Source organism: Bradyrhizobium sp. HKCCYLRH3061, assembly GCF_051168015.1.
GTDB lineage: Bacteria > Pseudomonadota > Alphaproteobacteria > Rhizobiales > Xanthobacteraceae > Bradyrhizobium.
Genome location: NZ_JBNPUE010000006.1, coordinates 207,113 through 229,220 on the forward strand (window position 1 = coordinate 207,113; position 22,108 = coordinate 229,220).

At 66.4% G+C, this 22,108-nt stretch carries 20 protein-coding genes; 9 read left to right on the plus strand and 11 right to left on the minus strand.

Annotated elements, in window-relative coordinates:
- Positions 1-4 precede the first annotated feature (4 nt).
- The gene (gene ppsA / locus ACQR2C_RS13350; RefSeq protein WP_434881311.1) at positions 5-2,458 is read right to left on the minus strand and encodes a phosphoenolpyruvate synthase; all 2,454 of its coding nucleotides are present in this window, start codon (positions 2,456-2,458) and stop codon (positions 5-7) included.
- A gap of 174 nt (positions 2,459-2,632) precedes the next feature.
- Between ppsA and ACQR2C_RS13355 the strand changes: the two genes are divergently transcribed.
- Entirely contained in the window at positions 2,633-3,760 is a 1,128-nt protein-coding gene (locus ACQR2C_RS13355) for an SbmA/BacA-like family transporter (protein WP_315803401.1), read from the plus strand.
- Here ACQR2C_RS13355 and ACQR2C_RS13360 read toward each other — a convergent pair.
- The 3 genes from ACQR2C_RS13360 to ACQR2C_RS13370 are packed head-to-tail and all read right to left on the minus strand — an operon-like array spanning position 3,720 to position 7,000.
- Entirely contained in the window at positions 3,720-4,658 is a 939-nt protein-coding gene (locus tag ACQR2C_RS13360) for a 1-phosphofructokinase family hexose kinase (protein ID WP_315803402.1), read from the minus strand. The two genes, ACQR2C_RS13355 and ACQR2C_RS13360, sit on opposite strands and share 41 nt — an antisense overlap.
- A 6-nt stretch (positions 4,659-4,664) precedes the next feature.
- Positions 4,665-5,645 carry a glucokinase gene (glk, locus tag ACQR2C_RS13365; protein WP_316217435.1) on the minus strand — a complete coding sequence of 327 codons (981 nt, stop codon included), beginning with the start codon at positions 5,643-5,645 and terminating at the stop codon, positions 4,665-4,667.
- 2 nt (positions 5,646-5,647) lie between these two features.
- On the minus strand, positions 5,648-7,000 hold the full coding sequence (locus ACQR2C_RS13370) for a GH1 family beta-glucosidase (protein ID WP_434881312.1): 1,353 nt from the start codon (positions 6,998-7,000) through the stop codon (positions 5,648-5,650).
- 212 nt (positions 7,001-7,212) lie between these two features.
- Between ACQR2C_RS13370 and ACQR2C_RS13375 the strand changes: the two genes are divergently transcribed.
- Genes ACQR2C_RS13375 through ACQR2C_RS13395 form a run of 5 tightly spaced genes read left to right on the plus strand, consistent with a single transcriptional unit; the run spans position 7,213 to position 12,616 of the window.
- Complete coding sequence (locus tag ACQR2C_RS13375) at positions 7,213-8,163, plus strand: ABC transporter permease (RefSeq protein WP_315803404.1); 951 nt, start codon at positions 7,213-7,215, stop codon at positions 8,161-8,163.
- An 8-nt stretch (positions 8,164-8,171) separates the two neighbouring features.
- Positions 8,172-9,038, plus strand: a complete 867-nt coding sequence (locus ACQR2C_RS13380) for an ABC transporter permease (protein ID WP_316182444.1) — start codon at positions 8,172-8,174, stop codon at positions 9,036-9,038.
- On the plus strand, positions 9,035-10,045 hold the full coding sequence (locus tag ACQR2C_RS13385; protein ID WP_434881313.1) for an ABC transporter ATP-binding protein: 1,011 nt from the start codon (positions 9,035-9,037) through the stop codon (positions 10,043-10,045). Before ACQR2C_RS13380 ends, ACQR2C_RS13385 begins: the two co-directional genes overlap by 4 nt.
- A gap of 14 nt (positions 10,046-10,059) precedes the next feature.
- Complete coding sequence (locus ACQR2C_RS13390) at positions 10,060-11,094, plus strand: ABC transporter ATP-binding protein (protein WP_315803501.1); 1,035 nt, start codon at positions 10,060-10,062, stop codon at positions 11,092-11,094.
- Between the two features lie 34 nt (positions 11,095-11,128).
- Positions 11,129-12,616: an ABC transporter substrate-binding protein gene (locus ACQR2C_RS13395; protein WP_315803407.1), complete on the plus strand. Its 1,488-nt coding sequence runs from the start codon at positions 11,129-11,131 to the stop codon at positions 12,614-12,616.
- A 288-nt stretch (positions 12,617-12,904) separates the two neighbouring features.
- Here the strand turns inward: ACQR2C_RS13395 and ACQR2C_RS13400 are convergent, their stop codons facing one another.
- The gene (locus tag ACQR2C_RS13400; protein WP_315714266.1) at positions 12,905-13,066 is read right to left on the minus strand and encodes a hypothetical protein; all 162 of its coding nucleotides are present in this window, start codon (positions 13,064-13,066) and stop codon (positions 12,905-12,907) included.
- Between the two features lie 225 nt (positions 13,067-13,291).
- On the opposite strand from ACQR2C_RS13400, the gene ACQR2C_RS13405 reads away from it, so the two are divergent.
- Positions 13,292-14,185 (plus strand): NAD(P)/FAD-dependent oxidoreductase, encoded by an 894-nt coding sequence (locus ACQR2C_RS13405; protein WP_434881314.1) that lies wholly within the window; start codon positions 13,292-13,294, stop codon positions 14,183-14,185.
- A 109-nt stretch (positions 14,186-14,294) separates the two neighbouring features.
- Positions 14,295-14,462: a hypothetical protein gene (locus ACQR2C_RS13410; RefSeq protein WP_315803409.1), complete on the plus strand. Its 168-nt coding sequence runs from the start codon at positions 14,295-14,297 to the stop codon at positions 14,460-14,462.
- A 6-nt stretch (positions 14,463-14,468) separates the two neighbouring features.
- On the opposite strand, the gene ACQR2C_RS13415 is transcribed toward ACQR2C_RS13410, so the two are convergent.
- The 6 genes from ACQR2C_RS13415 to ACQR2C_RS13440 are packed head-to-tail and all read right to left on the minus strand — an operon-like array spanning position 14,469 to position 20,728.
- The gene (locus ACQR2C_RS13415; protein WP_315803410.1) at positions 14,469-15,326 is read right to left on the minus strand and encodes an ABC transporter permease; all 858 of its coding nucleotides are present in this window, start codon (positions 15,324-15,326) and stop codon (positions 14,469-14,471) included.
- On the minus strand, positions 15,323-16,252 hold the full coding sequence (locus ACQR2C_RS13420; RefSeq protein WP_315803411.1) for an ABC transporter permease: 930 nt from the start codon (positions 16,250-16,252) through the stop codon (positions 15,323-15,325). Before ACQR2C_RS13420 ends, ACQR2C_RS13415 begins: the two co-directional genes overlap by 4 nt.
- On the minus strand, positions 16,252-17,244 hold the full coding sequence (locus ACQR2C_RS13425; RefSeq protein ID WP_316217427.1) for an ABC transporter ATP-binding protein: 993 nt from the start codon (positions 17,242-17,244) through the stop codon (positions 16,252-16,254). Before ACQR2C_RS13425 ends, ACQR2C_RS13420 begins: the two co-directional genes overlap by 1 nt.
- Positions 17,241-18,215: an ABC transporter ATP-binding protein gene (locus ACQR2C_RS13430; protein ID WP_434881315.1), complete on the minus strand. Its 975-nt coding sequence runs from the start codon at positions 18,213-18,215 to the stop codon at positions 17,241-17,243. The genes ACQR2C_RS13425 and ACQR2C_RS13430 overlap by 4 nt, the downstream gene beginning before the upstream one ends.
- Positions 18,216-18,219: 4 nt before the next feature.
- Complete coding sequence (locus tag ACQR2C_RS13435) at positions 18,220-19,857, minus strand: ABC transporter substrate-binding protein (protein WP_434881316.1); 1,638 nt, start codon at positions 19,855-19,857, stop codon at positions 18,220-18,222.
- Positions 19,858-19,906: 49 nt separating this feature from the next.
- On the minus strand, positions 19,907-20,728 hold the full coding sequence (locus ACQR2C_RS13440) for a sugar phosphate isomerase/epimerase family protein (protein ID WP_434881317.1): 822 nt from the start codon (positions 20,726-20,728) through the stop codon (positions 19,907-19,909).
- A gap of 215 nt (positions 20,729-20,943) precedes the next feature.
- On the opposite strand from ACQR2C_RS13440, the gene ACQR2C_RS13445 reads away from it, so the two are divergent.
- Positions 20,944-22,083, plus strand: coding sequence for a hypothetical protein (locus ACQR2C_RS13445; protein WP_316237543.1), 1,140 nt, complete (start codon positions 20,944-20,946; stop codon positions 22,081-22,083).
- Positions 22,084-22,108: the final 25 nt, after the last annotated feature.

The following is a 22,108-nucleotide window of genomic DNA, read 5'->3' on the forward strand; positions in this document are numbered from 1 at the left end:
ATGATCAGCTTGCCAGCGCCTGCGGCCTGTGGGTCGCGAGCTCCCGCTCGGCGGTGCGGACGATCTCCATGGTGCGCACGACGCTCGCCGGATTGACGCTGATCGAATCGATGCCGAGTTCGGCCAGATAGCGCGCGACTTCCGGATAGTTGGCCGGCGCCTCGCCGCAGATGCCGACATGGCGATGGTTGCGGTGCGCGCCCTCGACCGCCATCCGCAGCATCGCCAGCAGGCCGGGATCACGCTCGTCGAAATCGAAGGCGACGATGTCGGAGTCGCGGTCGACGCCGAGCGTGAGCTGGGTGAGATCGTTGGAGCCGATCGAGAAGCCGTCGAAATGTTTGGCGAACTCGTCGATCAGGATGACGTTGTTCGGGATCTCGCACATCATGTAGATCTCGAGCCCGTTTTCGCCTCTCACGAGGCCATGCCCGGCCATCGCCGCAATCACCTTGCGTGCCTCCTCCACGCGGCGGCAGAACGGGATCATGATCTTCAGATTGGAGAGCCCCATCGTGTCGCGCACGCGCTGCAACGCCGCGCATTCCAGCGCGAAACCGGCGGCGTAGGCGGGATGCGCATAGCGCGAGGCGCCGCGGAAGCCGAGCATCGGGTTCTCTTCCTTCGGCTCGAAATCGGAGCCGCCGATCAGGCTGGCATATTCGTTGGTCTTGAAGTCCGAGAGGCGCACGATCACCGGCCGCGGGTAGAATGCCGCGGCGATGGTGCCGACGCCTTCCGACAGCCGCTCGACGAAGAAGTCGGCGGGCTTCTTGTAGCGCGCGGTCAGGCGCTTGATCGTCGCGCGATCTTTTGCCGTGGTTACCTTTGCGGGCGTCGCCAGCGCCATCGGGTGGATGCCGATCGCCTGGTTGATGATGAACTCCATGCGCGCAAGGCCCACGCCATCGTTCGGCAGCAGCGCGGTCTTGAAGGCCAGTTCGGGGTTGCCGAGATTGACCATGATCTCGGTGCGCGGCTTCTCCAGTCTGTCGATCGCCAGGCGCTCGACATCGAACGGCAGTGCGCCGTCGTAGACATGGCCGGCATCGCCCTCGGCGCAGCAGACGGTGACCGTCGTTCCGGTCTTCGCGCGCTTGCTGAAATCCTCCGTGCCGACCACGGCCGGCACGCCGAGCTCCCGAGCGACGATCGCGGCATGGCAGGTGCGGCCGCCATGATCCGTGACGATCGCCGCCGCGGTCTTCATCACCGGCTCCCAGTCCGGACTGGTCGACGCGGCGACCAGCACCTCGCCGGGGCGGAACGCGTTCAGATCCTTGGGATTGCGGATCAAGCGGATCTTACCGGTGGCGATCTTTTCGCCCACGGCGCGGCCGGTTGCCAGCGTCCTGCCGGTCTTCTTCAGAACGTAGGTCTCGATCGCCTCGGGCCGCCGCTGCGAGGCCACCGTCTCCGGCCGCGCCTGGATGATGTAGAGCGCACCGTCGCGGCCGTCCTTGGCCCATTCGATGTCCATCGGTGTCGGCCTGCCGGCCTTCTGCGAGTAGTGCGCCTCCACGACGATGGTGGCCTGCGCCAGCTCCAGCACGTCGGCGTCGCTGATGCAGAATTTCGCCCTGTCGGCCGGCGGCGTCGTCTCGGTGCGCGTCGTGGGGCCGCGGCTTCGTGCGCCGGCCTTTACGCCGGCTTTGGCATAGACCATCCGCTTGTCCTTGGCGCCGAGCCGGCGCGACAGCACGCTGCGGAAGCCGGCCGCGAAGGTCGGCTTGTGGACGTAGAACTCGTCCGGATCGACCGTGCCCTGCACGATGGTCTCGCCGAGGCCATAGACCCCGGTGATGAAGGCGACGTCGCGAAAGCCGCTCTCGGTGTCCAACGAGAACATCACGCCGCTCGCGGCGCGGTCCGAGCGTACCATCTTCATCACCGCCACCGAAAGCGCGACCTTGTCGTGGTCGAAACCGTTGTCGATGCGGTAGGAGATCGCGCGGTCCGTATAGAGCGAGGCGAAGCAGCGGCGGCACGCCTCGAACAGGTCCTTGGCGCCGCGAATGTTGAGAAAGCTCTCGTGCTGGCCTGCGAAGCTCGCATTCGGCAGGTCCTCGGCGGTGGCCGAGCTGCGCACGGCAACCGCGACGCCGCGGCCATACTCCTGCTCCAGCTGCTTGTAGGCCTCTGCGACCTCGTAGCGCAGGTCGTCACGGTTGGTCGCCGCGAAAACGATCGCGCGCGCCTTCGCCGCGCGTTTGGCGAGATCGGCGATGCGGCGCTTGTCGAGGCCTGCGAGCAGCTTGCGCAGCTCGTCGTCAGCGCCGGTCGCGCGCAAGGCATCGCGATAGGCGGCGGCCGTCAGTGCGAAGCCGTTGGGTACGCGCACGCCCTGCGACGCCAGCGCCGAATACAGCTCGCCGAGCGAGGCCGTCTTGCCGCCGACCCCGGGCACGTCCTCGATACGAAGGTCCTTGAACCAGCGGATGTAGCCGGGTGCCGTCATCGGTGATCTCCCGCATCGCAGCGCGAGCTTCAGTTTGTCGCGACGGGCGGCGGCTGCCTTGCGCAAGATCAAGCAGGGCGCTCCGCGAGCCCCTTAAATCGCGAGATGACAACGGTTCCACCATAGGCAAGGATGTTTGGTAAGACTCATCAATCGCACCCATCCGGATCACCAATGATCTCCGACGACGAGAACGAGGACGGCAATCGCGAATGGTCGCGGTTCTGGCTCACGGCGCGGCAATTCTGGCTCGGATCGACGGCATGGCGGGTCTGGCTGCTCTGCGTCGCCCTGATCGTCCTCGTGGTGCTTCAGCTCTACGTGCAGTTTCGGTTCAATTACTGGAACAGGGATTTCTTCGACGCATTGGAAGGCCGCGATCCGACGCGGCTGCGGCAGCAGGCCACTCTGCTCATTCCGCTCTGCCTGGCGAGCGTCGTGCTGGCGATCGTCTCGGTGTGGGGCCGCATGGTGATGCAACGCAACTGGCGGCAATGGTTGAGCACCAAGGTGATCAACTATTGGGTCGAGAACGATCGCTATGCGCGGCTCGCGACGGTGCAGGGCGATCTGAAGATTCCGGAGTATCGCATTGCCGAGGACATCCGCATCGCCACCGATGCACCGATCGACTTCGTGGTCAGTGTGATCTCCTCGCTGCTGACGGCGGTCGTGTTCGTCCAGGTGCTGTGGCAGGTTGGCGGATCCATCGGTTTTGCCGTAGCCGGGCACCAGTTGTGGATTCCAGGCTATCTGGTGGTCAGCGTCGTCATCTATTCCGGGCTGGTGACCGGGGCCATGCTGTGGGTCGGCTCGCCGCTCACGCGCGTCATCCAGACCAAGAACCAGGCCGAATCGGAGCTGATCACCGCGGCGCATCACTTGCGCGACATCGGCGAAGGCATCGCGCCCAAGCAGGAAGAGCGCAGCGTCATTGCTGGGCTGTGGATGGCGCTCGACCGCACGATCCGGCAATGGAAGCGGCTGTGCTGGCAGCTGATGCGCAATACCCTGGTGTCTCATCTCAATTCGCTGCTCGCGCCGATCATCGGTCTCGTGCTGTGTGCGCCGAAGTTCCTCGATGATCAGATGACGCTGGGCGAACTCACCCAGGCTGCCGCCGCGTTTACGCTGGTGCAGGGGTCGTTCAATTGGATGGTGGACAATTTCAACCGCCTCGCCGAGTGGATGTCGTCGCTGGAGCGCGTCGGCGGGTTGCTGCTCTCGCTGGATCGGCTCAACGGTGATACGGCGAGCGATGTCACGCCGTCTCGAGCCGCACATCAGCCAGCAGACGGCTGACGTCGGCGGGATCGGACAGCGCGGTGCCGGTGCGCAGCAGCGCCGCCGCACCTGCGGCGACTGCAAAGCGAAACGCTTCGTCCAGCAGCTCGCCCGCGGCGAGCTTCGCGACCAGCGCGCCGAGAAAACTGTCGCCGGCGCCGACTGCGTTGACCGGCACCATCGTCAGCGGCTGAGCGCGCAGCACGCGGTGGCGGGTGACCAGCAGGGCGCCGAGATGACCCATGGTCAGCGCGACGGCGCCGGCCTTGCCGCTCGCGACCAGCGCGTGGGCGGCTTTCTCCCAGGCCGTTGCATCGGGCAGCGCGCCGCCGACCAGCTCTTGCATCTCGTGCAGCGACGGCTTGATCAGGTCGACCCCGCCGGCAACCGCCGCAGCCAAAGCTGGTCCCGAGGTGTCGAGCACGAATTGCGCGCCGTGTGATCGTGCAAGCGTCGCAACGCGCGCGTAGAAGTCGGCCGGCACGCCACGCGGCAGGCTGCCGCTGCCGACGACGAACCGGGGGAACGGATCCTGGGCCGCGAGCAGGGTAAGGCCGGCCTGCCACTCGGCCTCGGTCAGCGTCGGACCCGGCAGGATGAAGCGATAGGGCTGGCCGCTGACGCGCTCCTGGACGAAGAAATCCTCGCGCGTGTCCTCGGCCGTTGCCCAGGTGTGGCTGGCGACGCCTTCCTTCTCGACGAGTTGCTTCAGCAGCAGGCCGGTCGGGCCGCCGACCGGATAGAGCGCAGTGACGTCGCCGCCGAGTCGGGCGATGACGCGGGCGACGTTGATGCCGCCGCCTCCGGGATCTCGCTGTTGCGTCGTGCCGCGCAGCTTGGCCACCGGCACGATTTTCTCGACGGTCGTCGAGACGTCGACGGCCGGGTTCGGCGTGATCGTGACGATGTCGCTCATTCGATCTCAGTGCGTCGGGGAGCCGCCGCTCGCGGTGATGCCGGCCTCGAAGAACGATTTGAGGCCGAGAAAGCTGATGTCGGGCTTGGTGACGAGATGAACCGGGATCGGACGCAGATAGCTGTCATAGCGCCCCTTGCTCTCGAACTGCCGGCGGAAATCGGATCTGGCAAAGTAGTCCGGAAACCGCGGCGGAATGCCGCCGGCGATGTAGACGCCGCCGCGGGCGCAGAAGGTGAGTGCGAGGTTGCCGGCGACAGCGCCGAGCCAGGCGCAGAACATGTCGAGCGTCGCGCGGCTGGTGGCGCAGCTGCCGTCGAGCGCGGCGTGGGTAATCGCTGCGGCATCGCGCGGCGGCACGTCGACGCCATCCACCGCCGCGACGGCTCGATAGACATTCTCGAGGCCCATGCCGGACAATGCGCGCTCGATCGAGACATGGCCGAAGCGCTCGCGCATCTTCGCCAGCACGGTGGCCTCGCGCGCCGTCGTCGCCGGCAGCGTGGCATGACCGGCCTCGGTCACGGCAACCATGGGGTGGCCGTCGCCCGGCAGATAGCAGGCGGCGCCGAAGCCAGTGCCCGGGCCGATCACCAGCATCGGCGCGCCGTCGACCGCGGCGCTTCCGCCAAGCGAAAACAGGTCGTCGGGATGTAGCGCTGGCAGCGACCAGCCGACCGCCTCGAAATCGTTCAGGAGCTTGGCCGAGCGCAGCTTGAACCGCTCCGCCAGCTCGGCGCCGTCGATCACCCAGGTCGAGTTGGTCAGCATGCCGCGATTGCGTTCGATCGGGCCGGCGACGTCGAGCACGGCCGCGTTGGGCGCTCCGCCGGTTGCTTGGCGCGAGAGGAAGTCGGTGATCGCGTCAGCGATGGTCGGAAAATCCGCGACCTTGAGATGAGCAACCTCGCCGATGGTGCCGCCGTCAAGCAGCGCGAAGCGCGCATTGGTGCCGCCGATGTCGCCCAGAAGAACGCGTTCGCTCATCCTCACTCTTCCGCCCGGTTGTGCCGCCCGGCGGGATCGTCGGATGCCCGGTGAGCCGCAATCATGTTCGAATACCACCGCGCCGACGCCTTGGGAATGCGGCGCTGGGTGGCGCGATCGACATAGACAATGCCGAAGCGCTGCGAATAGCCTGCCCCCCATTCAAAATTATCCAGCAGCGACCAGACGAAATAGCCGCGCACGTCGGCGCCCGCCGCGATCGCCTGTTCCATCGCGGTCGTATACGCCTTGAGATAGCCGATCCTGCCGTCGTCCTGGATGCAGCCGGATGCATCGATGGTGTCATTGGCCGCCGTTCCGTTCTCCAGGACGTAGATCGGAAGCCGGAACCGGCTGTGGATGTCCAGGAGCGTATCGCGGAACGCCTCGGGCACGACAGGCCAGCCGATTGCGCTGCGCGGCACTTCCGCGGGAGGCGGTCCGAAGCTGGCGCCCATCAGGTTGCTGCCCGCCTTGACGTAATGCGGCGAATAGTGATTGAGGCCGAACCAGTCGACGGGGCGAGCGATCTGCGCCATGTCGCCGGCTGCGATATAGGGTGCGACGGCCTCCTGGAGCTCCGGCGGGTAGCAGGCAAAGGCCTGCGGAAACGGGAAGGCATCGTTCCAATAGGCGGCGAGCCGCAAGGCGGCCGCGGCGTCCTCCGCACTGTCGCTCGCAGGGTAGCAGGGCTGCCGATTGTGGATGGCGCCGATCGAGGCGCCGGCCACGTCCCTGCGCAGCACGTCGACGGCGCGGCCATGGCCGAGATTGACGTGATGAATGGCCTTGTGCAGGGCCGCTCGATCGGCGATCCCCGGCGCGTGCCAGCCGAGGCCGTAGCCGAACAGGGTGAACACGCACGGCTCGTTGAAGGTCGCGAAGCGCTTGACCCGGTCGCCATAGCGCCGCGCGACCAGCGCGGCATAGTCGGCGAACCAGCCGGCGATGTCGCGGTTCTGCCAGCCGCCGAGCGCCTCCAGCGCCTGCGGCAGGTCCCAGTGGTAGAGACAGAGCCACGGCTCTATCTCAGCGGCAAGCAGGGCGTCGATGAGGCGGTCGTAGAAGGCGAGACCGGCTTCGTTGGCCGCGCCGCGGCCCTGCGGTAGCAGCCGCGGCCAGGCGACCGAGAACCGATAGGCATTGAGGCCGAGATCGCGCATCAGCGCTACGTCCGCAGCGTAGCGATGATAGTGATCGCAGGCGGTCTCGGCGGTGTCGTTGTGGCTCACCCGGCCGGGGGCGCGCAGATAGACATCCCAGATGCTGTCGGCGCGGCCGTCGAGGTGCGCTGCGCCCTCGATCTGGAAGGCCGAGGTCGAGGCGCCCCAGAGAAAGCTCGGACGGATGGTCATGATCGAGATGGGCCCTTGCGTTGTTGCGATCAGCCGCATGATGGCGGTCGCCGGCGCTCCGCCGTTGACCGGGATCAAGCGGGCGATACCCCGGCCGGTGCGGTGTGCGAAGGTGCCTGCGTCGGGCAATGGCAATCATGCAGGCAACGGGCTTGCATCGGAGCCGAAAGCTGTGGAACGTGCGGCCGCCGAAAACTGGAGTCCCGGCGCGAATGAGCGTTTTTCTGCTGCGGCGCTTCCTGACCCTGCTGGCGACCCTCGTCGGCGCGTCGCTGATCATATTCCTGGTGCTCGACGCGCTCCCGGGTAACGCCGCCCAGATGCTGATGGGCGCGGATGCCTCGCCCGATGCGGTGAGGGCGCTGACCGTCAAGCTCGGGCTGGATCAGCCGCTGGCCTGGCGCTACCTGCACTGGATCGGCGGCCTGCTGACCGGCGATCTCGGCAACAGCTACGCCTATGGAACGCCGGTGGCCGAACTGATCCGCGAGCGGCTGGCGATGACCATTCCGCTCGCGATCCTGGCCATGGGACTCACGACCGTGCTGGCGCTCGCGGCCGGCATCTACACGGCCGCCAATCACAACCGCCTCGGCGACGTCGGCGTGATGTCGCTGACCCAGATCGGCATCGCCTTGCCGAACTTCTGGTTCGCGATCCTCCTCATCCTGTTGTTTGCAGTGAAGCTGCAATGGCTGTCGGCCGGCGGCTTCCCCGGCTGGGAGGACGGCATCTGGCCGGGCCTGCGCGCGCTGCTGTTGCCGGCTGTGGCGCTGGCCGTGGTGCAGGCCGCGATCCTGGCGCGGGTGACGCGCTCGGCCGTGCTCGACGTGCTGCGCGAGGATTTCGTGCGCACCGCGCGCGCCAAGGGCCTGACCAAGCGCGAGGTGCTGTGGCAGCACGTGCTGCGCAACGCGATGATCCCGGTGCTCACCGTGATGGGGCTGCAATTCGCCAATCTGCTCGCCGGCACCATCGTGATCGAGAACGTGTTCTATCTGCCCGGCCTGGGGCGCCTCATCTTCCAGTCGATCGCCAACCGCGACCTGATCGTCGTGCGCAACTGCGTGATGCTGCTGGCGGCGATGGTCATCATCGTCAACTTCGTGGTCGATGTGCTGTATGCGGTGATCGATCCGCGCATCAAGGTGCACGAGTTGTGAGTTCTGCCGTGGTCGTTCAAACGGGCGCTGCGCCTGCGTCCAATGCGTTCTGGCGCCGCGCGCTGCGCCATCGCAGCTTCACGGTCGGCGCGCTGCTCTGTCTGCTGGTGCTTGGCGCCGCACTGCTGTCGCTGGTATGGACGCCATGGTCGGCCTATGAGATCGACGTCGCATCCAAATTGCGGCCGCCATCAGCAGCGCATTGGCTCGGCACCGACGTGCTCGGCCGCGACATCGTCTCGCTATTGCTGGTGGGTGCCCGCGCGACCATTCTGGTCGGCGTCATCGCCGTCGGCATCGGTCTCACCTGCGGCGTCTGCCTCGGCCTGGTCGCGGCCGCCCGGCGCGGCTGGACCGAGGAGCTGATCATGCGCTTCAGCGACTTCACCTTCGCCTTTCCCGCGGTGCTGTCGGCGATCATGCTGGCGGCGGTGATCGGGCCGGGCATGGCGACGTCGATCGCCGCGATCGGCATCTTCCAGATCCCGGTGTTCGTGCGCGTCACCCGCGGCCAGGCCGGCGCGATCTGGGCGCGCGAGTTCATCCTGGCGGCGCGCGCCGCCGGCAAGGGCCGCTTCCGCATCACCATCGAGCACGTGCTGCCGAACATCCTGTCGATCCTGATCGTGCAGGCGACGATCCAGTTCGCCCTGGCGATCCTGGCTGAGGCGGCGCTCTCCTATCTCGGCTTGGGCACCCAGCCGCCGCAGCCGTCCTGGGGACGGATGCTGAACGATGCGCAGACATTGCTGTTCCAGTCGCCGAGCCTCGCCGTGTATCCGGGCGCCGCCATCGCGCTCGCGGTGCTCGGCCTCAACCTGCTCGGCGACGGCTTGCGCGATCTGCTCGACCCACGGCTGGCGAGGCAGCGATGATGGCGAGCGATCAGCCTCTGCTCGATGTGTCGGGTCTCGGCATTCGGCTCAATACCAGCCGCGGCTCGGCGCAAGCTGTGCGCGAGGTCTCCTTCGCGCTCCGGCGCGGCGAGACGCTCGGCATCGTCGGCGAGTCCGGCTGCGGCAAGTCGATCACCGCGCTCGCTCTGCTTGGGCTTCTGCCCGACAGCGCCGTCGTTAGCGGCAGCATCAAGCTTGATGGCCGAGAGCTGGTCGGTCTCGGTGATGCCGATTATTGCACGCTGCGCGGCAACCGCATCAGCATGATCTTTCAGGAGCCGATGACCGCGCTCAACCCGATGCACACGATCGGCCATCAGGTGGCCGAGCCGCTGCTGCGGCATACCGGCTGCACGACGACCGAGGCGAAGCGCCAGGCGATCGCGCTGCTCGACCGCGTCGGTCTGCCGGACCCCGCCCGACGCTACGACGCCTATCCGCACCAGTTCTCCGGCGGCCAGCGCCAGCGCATCACGATCGCGATGGCGCTTGCCTGCAAGCCCGACGTGCTGATTGCCGACGAGCCGACCACCGCGCTCGACGTCACCATCCAGCGCCAGATCCTCGATCTCATCGCCGATCTGGTCGCCGAGCGCGGCATGGCAATGATCCTGATCTCGCATGATCTCGGCGTGATCGCCGAGAACGTGCAGCGCATGATCGTGATGTATGGCGGCACGGTGGTCGAGAGCGGCACCACGGACGCGGTGTTCTCGCGCATGGGTCATCCCTACACGCAGGGCCTGTTCAGGGCGCGGCCGCGGCTCGGGGCCCGCAAGGGCACGCGCCTCTCGACCATTGCCGGCACGGTGCCGGAGCTGGCCGATCTGCCGGCCGGTTGTCCGTTCGCAGATCGCTGTGGGCTGGTGATCGACGCCTGCCGCACCGCGCTGCCGTGTCTGGGCGAGATCGGCGCCGGGCACGGCGTCCGCTGCATCCGCGCCGATGCCGCGCTCGCGCGTGACCCGGTGGGAGTGGTCGCTTGAGCACCGCCGCGCAGATGTCGGCCGAGACGCCGCTGCTCGAGGTCACGGATCTCGTGCAGCGCTATGCGCTGCCGCGCGAGAGTCTGCTGCGGCCGCCCGGCGAGGTGCTCGCGTTGAACGGCGTGTCGCTGTCGTTGATGGCGGGCAGGAGTCTCGGCATCGTCGGTGAGTCCGGCTCCGGCAAATCGACCTTGGCGCGGCTGATCATGGCGCTGGAGAAGCCGTCATCGGGATCGGTGCTGATGGCTGGACGCGATCTCCACCGCCTTTCGGCGGATGAGTTGCGGCGCGCCCGCCGCGAATTCCAGATGGTGTTCCAAGACCCGTACGGATCGCTCGATCCGCGCCAGACCATTGCGCGCATCGTCGCCGAGCCGCTGACCGCTCTGGAGTCTCCTGATCGCGAAGTCCTGCGCACGCGCGTGGCCACGGTGCTGCGGCAGGTCGGATTGCGCGATGCCGACATGGACAAATATCCGCACGAGTTTTCCGGCGGCCAGCGCCAGCGCATCGCGATCGCGCGGGCGTTGATCACCCAGCCCAGGCTGATCGTCGCCGACGAGCCAGTCAGCGCGCTGGACGTGTCGGTGCAGGCGCAGGTGCTCAACCTGATGCAGGACCTGCAGGAGCAGTACGGCCTCAGCTACGTGCTGATCAGCCATGACCTCGCGGTCGTCGACTATCTCTGCGACGAGGTCGCGGTGATGTATCTCGGCCGCATCGTCGAGCGCGGGCGGCCGGAGGACCTGTTCGGCCAATGCGCGCATCCTTATACGCGCGCGTTGCTCGACGCCGTGCCTCGCGCGCAGGCTGGCGCTGTCAGGCGCCGGCGTACGGACGTTGCGATCGCCTCGCAGTCATCGGGAGCCGCCGGGTGTGCCTATGCGCCGCGCTGTCCGCTCGCCGATGCGCAGTGCCGCACGACGGCCCCCGCATTGCGAACGCTCACGGGAGCGCATTCGGCCGCCTGCCATAAAGCGGAAAGCGTGATGACGCTGCCGGCGCTCGTCGCAACGGAACAGCAGCCACTTGTCTCGAAGCCGCTTTGACGCGTAATTTGGTTTCCTCAGGGAGAAACAAACAATGTTGAAAAGACTATCGATCATCGTCTTGGCCGCGCTCGTTGCGGCCGCAGCGCCGGCTCACGCGCAGAACAAGAAGGACAGCGTCGTCGTCGGCATGACCTTGGAGCCGCCGGGGCTCGATCCGACCAGCGCGGCCGCGGCGGCCATCGCCGAGGTGACGCTCTACAACGTCTATGAGACGCTGACCAAGATCAACGAGGACGGCTCGGTTTCGCCGCTGCTGGCCTCGAGCTGGCAGGCCTCGTCCGATCTGAAGAGCTACACCTTCAAGCTCGCCAAGGGTGTGAAATTCCAGAACGGCGAGGCGTTCGACTCCGCCGCGGTGAAGTTCTCGTTCGAGCGCGCCGGCGCCGCCAACAGCACCAACAAGGACAAGGCGCTGTTCCAGGCGATGGAGTCCGTGACGGCTCCCGACGCCGAGACCATCGTCGTCAAGCTGAAATATTCTGAGCCCAACCTGCCGTTCCTGCTCGGACAGGCCACCGCATCGATCGTCGAGCCGAAGAGCGCACCGACCAACGCGACGCAGCCGGTCGGCACCGGGCCTTACACGCTGGGCGCCTGGGCCAAGGGCTCATCGCTGACCTTGAACAAATGGCCCGAGTATCGCAACGCCGCAGCCGTGAAGCTGTCCAAGGTGACGATACGCTTCATCTCCGATCCGGCGGCGCAGGTCGCGGCGCTGCTGTCCGGCGACGTGGACGCCTTCCCGCGCGGCACAACGGCGCGCACCTTGCCCCAGTTCAAGTCCGACCCGCGCTTCACCGTGCTGATCGGGGGCTCCAAGGCGAAGACCATCGTCACCATCAACAACAAGAAGAAGCCGCTCGACGACGTCCGCGTCCGCCGCGCGATCCTTGCTGCGATCGATCGCAAGGCGATGATCGAAGGCGCCGTCGACGGTCTGGGGACGCCGATCGGCAGCTTCTACGTGCCGGGCTCGCTCGGCTATGTCGACACCACCGACATCAATCCTTACGACCCGGAGAAGGCCAAGAAGCTGCTCGCCGAAGCCGGCGTGACCACGCCGCTGCAATTGTCGCTGCGGCTGCCGCCGCCGGCCTATGCGCGCCAGGGCGGCGAGGTGCTTGCGGCTCAGTTGGCTAAGGTCGGCATCGTCGCCAAGATCGAGAACCTCGAATGGGCAGCGTGGCTGTCACAAGTGTTCAACGGGCCGCATGATTTCGACCTGACCATCGTCTCGCATGTCGAGCCGTTCGATCTCGTGAAGTTCACCGAGAAGAACTACTATTTCGGCTATCAGTCCGAGGCCTTCGACAAGCTCTATCAGAAGATCGTCGATACCCCTGATGAGACCGGACGTGCCAAGCTGCTCGGCGACGCCCAGCGCATGCTGGCGACCGATGCCGCTGCGGGTTTCCTGTTCCAGCCGCAGTGGATCACGATCATCAACAAGAAGCTCAAGGGGGTCTGGAAGGACGTGCCGCAGTTCGAGAATGATTTCTCGAGCTGGTCGTGGGAATGATTGCTGCCGCTCTTCGTATAACACCGCAGTGAAGCTGCACGATACAGCGCCCTCTCCCCTTGTGGGAGAGGGCATCGCCGGCCTATCCGCGTGCGCGGTGGGGTGAGGGGTATTGCTAGCGGTATTGCTCCGAGTACGGCTCTCGTGGCGAGAGACCCCTCACCCAACCGCGTTTGCCGCTCTTTCCTACTTGTCTCTCCCAAAAGGGGAGAGGGCGCAATAGCAGCCACCGTGCTGTCGCAAATGATTGTCTGGTGGCTTCGATGAGCCACACGATCCTTGTCCAAATCAGTTCGGCCAATCGATCGGCGTGAAGCGCAACTGCCGCCGCCGCATCTCGGCCTGGAGCTCCTGCGCATACTGCTTGGCCCGATCACCGATCAGGCGGTAGGGGCCCCCGATCCGGCTGTCGGCGGCCACCTGCTTTCGGACACTTTCGTAGTACGCCATCAAGCTTTCATCGGTCGAATTTACAAATCGCATCCACGCGCCCTCGCAACAAATCCCCCTCGCTGCCAAGTTTGCACGGCTTTTCCGCCGCGGCAGCGACATAAGTTAACACTCGATGGCCGTGAATGGTTCCATTCTTGTTCCGGCGTCTCCGCCAGTTGACAAGAGGATCAGGAACCGTTCCGCCTCCCGACATTTGGTTCCGTTAGTTGAACGAGAGCGACAATGCACACCGAAGTACTTATCATCGGCGGCGGTCCCGCAGGCCTGATGGCCGCGATCTACCTCGCACGGTTCCGGCGCCGGGTCGTGATCGTCGACAGCGGCGCGTCGCGGGCGGCGCTGATTCCCCGGAGCCATAACCTGCCGGGTTTTCCGAACGGCATGCCTGGAAGCGAGCTGCTCGCACGGATGCAGCGGCAGGTCGAAGAACTTCACGTTCCGATCATCCGGAGCACGGTGAGCGCTCTCGACACGCGCGATGCAGATCTCGTTGCGACTCATGAGCGCGGAACGGTCACCGCAAAGCGCGTCATCCTCGCAACGGGGATTGTCGACAAGCAGCCGCCGTTGGCCGATTGGCGAGCGGCGGTCGGTGACGGCGAGCTGCGCTATTGTCCCGTCTGCGACGGCTTCGAAACCATCGGCCACAAGATTGCGATCGTGGGCGAGCTCGGCGATGCCGCCGGCAAGGCGCTGTTCATGCGCGTCTACAGTTCGGACGTCACCTTGATCCCGATCGATGATGCGCAGGATGCGGCCAAGCGGCAGGAGCTTGCCGCCGCCGGCGTTCGGGTGACGCCGCAGCTTCATGCGTTGCAGCGCCGGGACGGTGCGCACGAAGCGTCGTTCGTCGATGGCAGCCGCGCGCGGTTCGAGATCGTGTATCCTGCGATGGGGGCCGATGTCCGCTCCGACCTCGCCATCCGGCTCGGCGCGCGGCATACGACTGAGGGCTTTCTCGAGGTCGATGCCAAGCAGCGCTGCGGCGTCGCAGGACTCTATGGCATCGGCGACGTCGTCACCGACCTGCATCAGATCGCGGTGGCGTTCGGCCATGCCGCGGTCGCCGCCTGTCACGCGCATCATTCATTGCCGATGCGCCATGCGGAACCATAGCGGCAAGGCGGCGTGGAATTGATCACAACCTGAAATCGCGATATCCCATGTGAGTGCCGTTTGCGTTGATGTGTCGGACCATGATCTTATGGACAGAAGATCGGCATGCATGACTGCGGCATTGAGTTGTCGCGAGGAGGCCGAACGCGATCCGGCCCGCCGCGATCAGTGGTTGCAGCAGGCGTCGAAATGGATGGCGCTGGCGGGCGAGCAGGCGGGGCATGCCATGATCGTCTGCGAGCATGGTGCCGCGGCTCGTCACGACGCTAGCCGTTGACCATAGCTATTGCAGCGTCGGGTCGAGCCGGTCGCGCAGCCAGTCGCCGATGACGGACACGGCGAGCGTCGTCACAACGATCGTGACCGCCGGCGCCAGCATGATCCACGGCGCGCGCGTCAGATACTCGCGACCATAGCCGACCATGTTGCCGAGGCTCGTCATCGGCGGCTGCACGCCGAGCCCGAGAAAGGACAGGCCGGACTCCAGCAGGATGACTTCCGGAAACACCAGCGTCATCGACACGATTAGAGTCGAGGCGATGTTCGGCAGGATGTGCCTGAGATAGACCCGCTGCGGCGTCGCGCCGAGCTGGCGCACGGCGGCGGCGTAGCCTTGCGCATTGGCGGAGATGGCGAGCCCGCGCGCGATGCGTGCGTAGCGTTCCCAGCCGAACAGGCCCATCAATCCAATCAGCAGCGGCAGCGAATTGCCGAAGAAGGCGAGCACGGCGAGCGCCAGGATCAGGAACGGCATGCTGGCCTGGAAGTCCGCCAGCATCAGGACCGCCTGCTCGACGAGGCCGCGGAAATGCGCGGCGAGAAAGCCGAGCGTGGTGCCGGCGATGGCGGAGATCGCGGTGGCGCCGAATGCAATCAGCAGCGAGATCCGGATCGAGACGATCAGCCGTGACAGCACGTCACGGCCGAGCTCGTCGGTGCCGAGCCAATGCGCCGGGTTGCCGGGCAAGGACAGGCGATTGCGCAGATCGAACTTGGTGAAGCCGTATGGCGCGAGCTGATCGGCGAAGATCGCCAGCAACAGCATCGCGACGATCCAGCCGACGGCGATGGTCACGGAGACGGGAATATTCGGCCAGCGCGGCCGCCGCGCGGCGGGCGATTTCAATGCAAGGTCGGTCATGCCTCTGCTCCCTTGCTGCGCAGCCGCGGATCGAGCAGGCCGTAAAGGAAATCGACGATCAGGTTCGACGTGACCATCGTCATCGCCACCAGCAGCAGGATGCATTGCACGACCGCGAGGTCGCGGTTGGCGACGGCGACGACCAGCAGACGGCCGACGCCGGGCCAGGAGAACACGCTCTCGACCACGACAGCGCCTGCGATCAGGCTGCCGACCATGAAGCCGAGAATGGTGACGGTGGGGATCGCCGCGTTGGGCAGCGCGTGATTCGTGATCACCCGGCGCCACGGCACGCCCTTGGCCGACGCCGTTCTGATGTAGGGCTGACCGAGGATTTCCAGCATGGCGCTACGCGTGAACCGCGCCAGCACCGCGGCGCCGCCGAAGCCGAGCGTCACGATCGGCAGGATGGCATGACGCCACGAGTCCTGTCCGCCCGAGGGCAGCCAGCCGAGCTGCACCGCGAAGATCAGCACGAGGATCAGCGCCAGCACGAAGCTCGGCACCGTGAAGCCCGCGACCGCCGTGATCATCACGGCGCGGTCGATCGCCGATCCCCGATGCAGCGCGGCGTAGACGCCAGCGGGAATGCCAAGCAGCACTTTCAGCAGGAACGCCGGGGCGGTCAGCGCCAGGGTCGCGGGGATGCGCTCGATGACGAGCTGGATCGCGGGCCGGCCATCACGCATCGAGCGGCCGAGCTCGCCCTGGCCGATCGCCTTGAAGTAGTCGAGATATTGCATCCAGATCGGATGATCGAGGCCCCAGGCCTTGCGGAACGCTTCGATGACCTCGGGCGGCGCTTCGGGCCCCATGATCATCAGCGCGGGATCGCCCGACAGCCGGAGCACGATGAAGGCAAAGGTAACGACGAGCGCGATCGTCAGCAGCGCACGCGCCAGGCGGATGGCGAAATAGCGCAGCATCACGCGGCGTCCTGGGTCTGCGATTGCTGCCCTGAGACGAGATGACAGGCCACCTGGCGCTGCTGATCCAGCGCGGTGAGCACGGGCTCCTCGTGGGCGCAGCGGGCGGTCGCGTGGCTGCAGCGCGGATGGAAGGCGCAGCCGGCGGGACGCGCCGCCGGATTGGGCGGGTCGCCCGTCAGCACGATTCGGTTGGTGCTGCGGCGTCCCGGAGCAGGGGAGGCCGATACCAGCGCCTGCGTGTAGGGGTGCTGTGGCCGCGCGAACAGATCGTCGGCGTCGCCATACTCGACGATGCGGCCGAGATACATCACCGCCACCTTGCTGCTGATCTGCCTGATGACGCGCAGGTCATGGCTGATGAACAGCATCGTCAATCCGAGCTGGGCCTGCAGGTCGACCAGCAGGTTCACGACCTGCGCCTGGATCGAAACGTCGAGCGCGCTGACCGGCTCGTCGCAGACGAGGAAGTCGGGCTTAGTCGCCAGCGCGCGAGCGAGCACGATGCGCTGACGCTGACCGCCGGACAGGGCGCCGGGATAGCGGGCGCCGTGGCTGTCGTTGAGATCGACCGCCTGGAGCAACTCATGCACGCGCGCGTCGCGCTCGGCTCTGGTGCCGATGTCGTGGATGTCGAGCGGCTCGCGGATCTGCAAGGCCACGGGAAGTCGTCGATCGAGCGCGCCGAGCGGATCCTGGAAGATCATCTGCATGCGCGCGCGCTGGGCGCGCCACGCCGCCGAGCCGGGGGCAGCGATCGGCGCGCCGTCGAAGCGCACGCTGCCGCGGTCAGGCGGCTCGAGCCCGAGCACCATGCGGCCGGTGGTGGACTTGCCGGAGCCGGATTCGCCGACAATGCCGAGCGTCTCGCCCTTCTGGATGGAGAAGCTCAGGCCGTCGACAGCGTGGACGGATGCGGGACGCCCGAACAGGCCGGACCGCATCCGATAGGTGCGCGAGATCCCGAGGACCTCGACCAGCGGCGCTGTCATTCGGCGGCGAGCTCCACCGGCAGGCGCTGCGGCCGCAGGCAGGCCACCGCGCGGTCTGGCTCCACCGGCGCCAGCGGCGGCACGCCGGCGTGGCAGCCGTCGCCGGCAAACGTGCAGCGCGGCGCGAAGGCGCAGCCGCTCGGCAGCGCGCGCGGATCAGGCACCGTGCCGGGGATCGCCTGTAGCCGCCGCCTGATGCCATCGAGCGGCGGCAGCGCGCCGATCAGGCCCTGCGCATAGGGATGCCAGGGATCGTCGAACAGCCGCGTGGCGGGTGCGCGCTCGACGATGCGGCCGGCATACATCACGCAGACGCAGTCGCAATTCTCGGCGACGACGCCGAGGTCGTGGCTGATCAGGACCATCGCCATGTTGAACTCGCGCCGGATGGCCGACAGCAGATCGAGGATCTGCGCCTGGATGGTGGCGTCGAGCGCAGTGGTCGGCTCGTCGGCGATCAGGAGGTCGGGCTGGCCGGCGAGCGCCATCGCGATCATGATGCGCTGGACCTGGCCGCCGGAGAATTCGTGCGGATAGGCCGACAGCCGCCTGACAGCATCGGGGATGCCGACGAGATCGAGCAGCCTCAGCGCCTCGATGCGCGCGGCCTCGCCGCGCAGGCCGCGATGCAGCGCCAGGCTTTCACACAGCTGGCGCCGGATCGTGAGCACCGGATTGAGCGCGCTGGCGGGATCCTGGAAGATCATCGCGATGCGGCGGCCGCGCACCTGGTCGAGCACCTTGCCGTCGGCGCCGAGCAGCTCGCGGCCTTGGAGCCTGGCCGAGCCTGATACTTGCGCTTTGCCGGGCAGGAGACCCAGCGCCGCGAGCCAAGTCACCGACTTGCCGGATCCGGACTCGCCGACGAGGCCGATGGCCTCGCCCTTGCCGATGTCGAGATCGATGCCGTGCAGCACAGGCGTGCCGTCGAAGGCGACCTTCAGGCCGGAGATGCTGACCAGCGGCGCCACGGCGTCACGCTCCGTAGTTGCCGGTGCGGAAGTCCATCGCGAAGGCCGGCGAGGCCTTCCATTTGATCGACTTCGGCTTGGCGGTGAAGGTCGCGTTCTGGTGCAGCACCGTATAGGCGGGGTCCTCGCGCTCGGCGATCTCCAGCATGCGGCGGAACGCCTTCTTGCGCGCCTCGCGATCGATCGAGGTTTCCAGGAACTCCGACAGCCGGTTGAGCTCGTCGTTGCTCCATTCGCCGACCTGCTGCTGCTGGCCGTTGGGGCCGTGCTGGGCGACCAGCGACGACACCGGATCGTTGAAGGCGGCCGAGTTCGACCAGTCGCGCACCGCGCGGGTCGGGCCGCGCTCCAGGATCTGCGACCAGTTCTCCTTGGTCTCGATCTGAACGTTGAGGCCGACCGCCTGCCACATCTCGACCAGCACCTGCGCGGTCGCGACCTGATTGGTGTAGTAGTTGTTGAGCAGGCGATAGGGGATCGGGTCACCCTTGTAGCCGGCCTGCTTGAGCAGGTCCTGCGCCAGCTTCGGATCGAACGCCGGCACGCTCCAGTCGGCGATGAACATGTCGCCGTAGAACTCCCATTGCAGGCCCTTCGGCACCTGCGTGCGGCCGGCCCACAGGCTGTCGACGATGGCCTGGCGATCGATCGCATGGGTGAAGGCGCGGCGCACCAGGGGATTGGCGAGCTGCGGATGGTTCTTGTCGAACACGGTGAGACGGTGATTGAGGATGGTGCCGCCCTGGACCTCGAACGCCGCGTTCTTCTCGATGCCGGCGATCTGGTCCGGCGGGATGTCGCAGGCGAACTGGTATTCGCCGGACAGCAGGCCGTTGATGCGGCTCGCGACCTCCGGCACTTCCAGGAACCGGATGCGCTTCAGCGGCGGTCGGCCGCCCCAATATTCGTCATGAGCCTCGAGCGTCAGCGACACGTCGGGCTTGAACTCGACGATCTTGTAGGGACCGGTCGTGATCGGCTTGCGCGCCCAGTCGAGATAGCTCGCAGCCTCCTCCCAGCCGCGCCGGCTCATGATGTCGGAGCCGTAGCGCATCAGGCGGCCCTCGATGGTCACATCGGGCGTCGCGTTGACGAAGCGCACGGTGTATTTGTCGACGGCGTCGACGCGGACGAGGTCCGGCCACATCCGGCGCGCCACGCCGATCACGTCCGGCGGCAGCTCCTTGCCGGGGCGCGGCGTCGGGATCTTCTCGAACGCCTTGATGGTGGTGCGGCTCTTGGCTTCGCTGTCGCCGAACATGCGCTCGCGGCTGAACGAGAACACGACGTCCTCGGACGTCATCTCGTCGCCATTGTGGAACTTGACGCCCTGGCGCAGCTTCAGCTCGACGGTCTGGTCGTCGATGCGCTTCCACTCGGTGGCAAGGCCGGGGACGGCTTCGAGATTGCCGCGGAAGTTCTTCGAGATCAGGCTTTCCCACAGCGACGAGTAGAACACGCGCTCGCCGACATTGGACTGCTCGCGCAGCACGTCGAGCACGTTCGAGTTGGTCACCTTCTGTACGGCGATGGTGACCGAGGGACGGTTGTCGGCTTGCGCGATCGACACGCGCGGCAGGATGAAGCTGCCGCCGATCGCGGCGCCGGCGCCGAGCAGGCCGCGGCGGGTGAGCTTGGTCATGGCAATCTCTCTGTGGTCTGAGGTCGTCTGAAAGCGCGAACGTGGTGGCTTACTGAGCCAGCTCGAGCGAGGCGAGATACGCCGCGCCGGCCTTGAGATGATCGTGGTTGCGCAGCTCGAGGATCAGGCGCGGATTGGAGGTGAGGCGGGCCAGCGCGCGAAACACCGCCACCCAGCGGATGTTGCCTTCACCGGGCGCCCAGTGGCGGTCGGCATAGCCATCGGTGTCCTGGAGATGCACGTGGGTCAGCATGTCGCCGGCGGCGTCGACGTAGTAGTCGAGCGGCGGTGCGCCCGTCGAATGATGCGCGTAGTTGGCATGGCCGGTGTCGAGCGAGACGCGCACCTTGCTGCTGCCCAGCGCCTTCGCCAGGCCCACGCGATCGAGCGGATCCTTGTCCTCGATGTTCTCGATCACCAGCTCGCAATTGGCCTGTTCGGCGGAAGCGATCACATCGGACAGCGTCGCCCTGACACGCTCGATCAGCGCCTCGCGGTTGTCCGGCAGCATGTCGATGTTGTTGTAGTCCCAGGTCGTGTAGGGCGAGTGGATCACCATCTGCGTGGCGCCGAGGAACTCGGCGACCTCGAGCCCCTGCAGCAGGCGCTTGGTGACGGCGCGGCGGATCATCGGATCGTGGCTGTCGATCTTGAAGCCCCAGAACGGGCCGTGGATGCCGAGCCGGCCGGTGTGGCCCGACAGCATCGACTTGATCTCGTTGGCGGTGCTGCGCCAGTCGCTGTCGAGAAGATCCGCCCGGAAGAAGTCCTGGATTTCGAGATCGCGCTGGCGTTCGAGCAGCCAGTCGCGATGCGCGGGAATGGACTTGACGGAGAGGGCGGCGCCGAGCACCGGCAGCGTGGTGGTCATGTCGAGGAAACCTTTGGCCTGCGTGAGACCCGGCAAGCGCTAGCGGAGTTCGATGACGCTCCCATGAAGGGCTGTGGAGGACGACCGCGACATGTTGTGCCTGCGCCTGCACGAAGCCGGTCAGCAGATCAATCCCTGGGGTAGTCGCGCATTCGTCGCTGCTACTTGACGTAGCCGCGGGAATTGCAACAATGCGGCGAAAACGGGGAATTGGGATGACGGTGCGGCGGGCGATCCTTGGAACGGTACTTTCACTTCTGGCGCTGACGGCGATATCTGCGTTGAACGAGACTGCGCATGCGAAGGGGCCCTACGGCTCCGTCTCCGTGGCCGGTTGGTCGGGCGGCGCCTACACCGACGACAACACCGGGAAGTTCTCGAGCTGCATCGCATCCGCCAGCTACAAGAGCGGCATCAATTTCGGCGTTCTCGCGCTGCCGACCTACAACTGGGCTCTCGCCTTCATCCATCCTGGCTGGTCGCTCTCGCAGGGGCAGAAGTTTCCCATCGTGCTCAGCTTCGACGGGCGCAATTCCTACAATGTCGAGGGCTCGGTGTGGTCGGCCAACATGGTCGTCGTGCCGATGCCGAACGACTCCAGCCTGATCAAATCGTTCAGGGCGGCTCGGACGATGTCGGCCTTCGCGCAGGGCAACCTGTTCCAGTTCGATCTGAACGGCACGTCGGTGCTGCTGCCGTCGCTGGCGAATTGCGTGCGCATGATCAATGCCGGCGGATTGGCGGCAGCGACGAATTTCACGGTGCAGCCCGGTGCTCACTCGGCGCAGCGTCAGGCAGCTCCTGCCGGCGCCGCGCCCGCCGCAACCGCCAGCACGCAGCCGTCACGTGCCGCGGAGGATTCTCCCGAACTGCAGTTGGAAGCGATGCAGATCGCCTCCAACTTCATCCTCAAGGCGTCGCTGTCGCATCCGGCCATTCTGGGCGGAGGCGAGCGGCCGGTGTGGCTGACATCGGGCGGGGTCGCCTGGAAGGCGGACAACGCCACCGGCTTCGTTCGGATCGTGCCGCCACAGCGCAATGTCGACGGCCTGGAAGTCGCCGCCACGATCATCGGCAACGACGCGCGCGACTGCAAGGGCAAGTTCATCTCGGCGCGCAACAGCGAGCTGGTCGACAGCGCCGTGGTGTTCCGCGGCATGTCCTCCTGCGAGGACAGCGAGAAGTCGGATATCGCCGAATACTTCATCTTCCCGCGCAAGGCCGGCGGCTTCGTGCTGTTCTCGGTGGTCACGCCCACCAGGCCGGTCGGTGGCGGCGGTGGCCAGCAGCTGCAGACGCGCGAGGAGGCCAACGCCAATTTCCGCAAGGCGGCCTACACCTCGATCGGCAAGTAGGCCACTTCCTGTCGCGGAGCCGTCA

Coding starts and splice junctions, on each gene's coding strand:
- ACQR2C_RS13425 (WP_316217427.1), bottom strand. CDS start 17,244: ATGACAGCGCCGCTGGTCGAGGTCCTCGGGATCTCGCGCACCTATCGG.
- ACQR2C_RS13440 (WP_434881317.1), bottom strand. CDS start 20,728: ATGACCACCACGCTGCCGGTGCTCGGCGCCGCCCTCTCCGTCAAGTCC.
- ACQR2C_RS13415 (WP_315803410.1), bottom strand. CDS start 15,326: ATGACCGACCTTGCATTGAAATCGCCCGCCGCGCGGCGGCCGCGCTGG.
- ACQR2C_RS13405 (WP_434881314.1), top strand. CDS start 13,292: ATGCACACCGAAGTACTTATCATCGGCGGCGGTCCCGCAGGCCTGATG.
- glk (WP_316217435.1), bottom strand. CDS start 5,645: ATGAGCGAACGCGTTCTTCTGGGCGACATCGGCGGCACCAATGCGCGC.
- ACQR2C_RS13410 (WP_315803409.1), top strand. CDS start 14,295: ATGACTGCGGCATTGAGTTGTCGCGAGGAGGCCGAACGCGATCCGGCC.
- ACQR2C_RS13435 (WP_434881316.1), bottom strand. CDS start 19,857: ATGACCAAGCTCACCCGCCGCGGCCTGCTCGGCGCCGGCGCCGCGATC.
- ACQR2C_RS13420 (WP_315803411.1), bottom strand. CDS start 16,252: ATGCTGCGCTATTTCGCCATCCGCCTGGCGCGTGCGCTGCTGACGATC.
- ACQR2C_RS13370 (WP_434881312.1), bottom strand. CDS start 7,000: ATGACCATCCGTCCGAGCTTTCTCTGGGGCGCCTCGACCTCGGCCTTC.
- ACQR2C_RS13360 (WP_315803402.1), bottom strand. CDS start 4,658: ATGAGCGACATCGTCACGATCACGCCGAACCCGGCCGTCGACGTCTCG.
- ACQR2C_RS13375 (WP_315803404.1), top strand. CDS start 7,213: ATGAGCGTTTTTCTGCTGCGGCGCTTCCTGACCCTGCTGGCGACCCTC.
- ACQR2C_RS13445 (WP_316237543.1), top strand. CDS start 20,944: ATGACGGTGCGGCGGGCGATCCTTGGAACGGTACTTTCACTTCTGGCG.
- ACQR2C_RS13355 (WP_315803401.1), top strand. CDS start 2,633: ATGATCTCCGACGACGAGAACGAGGACGGCAATCGCGAATGGTCGCGG.
- ppsA (WP_434881311.1), bottom strand. CDS start 2,458: ATGACGGCACCCGGCTACATCCGCTGGTTCAAGGACCTTCGTATCGAG.
- ACQR2C_RS13385 (WP_434881313.1), top strand. CDS start 9,035: ATGATGGCGAGCGATCAGCCTCTGCTCGATGTGTCGGGTCTCGGCATT.
- ACQR2C_RS13390 (WP_315803501.1), top strand. CDS start 10,060: ATGTCGGCCGAGACGCCGCTGCTCGAGGTCACGGATCTCGTGCAGCGC.
- ACQR2C_RS13395 (WP_315803407.1), top strand. CDS start 11,129: ATGTTGAAAAGACTATCGATCATCGTCTTGGCCGCGCTCGTTGCGGCC.
- ACQR2C_RS13400 (WP_315714266.1), bottom strand. CDS start 13,066: ATGGCGTACTACGAAAGTGTCCGAAAGCAGGTGGCCGCCGACAGCCGG.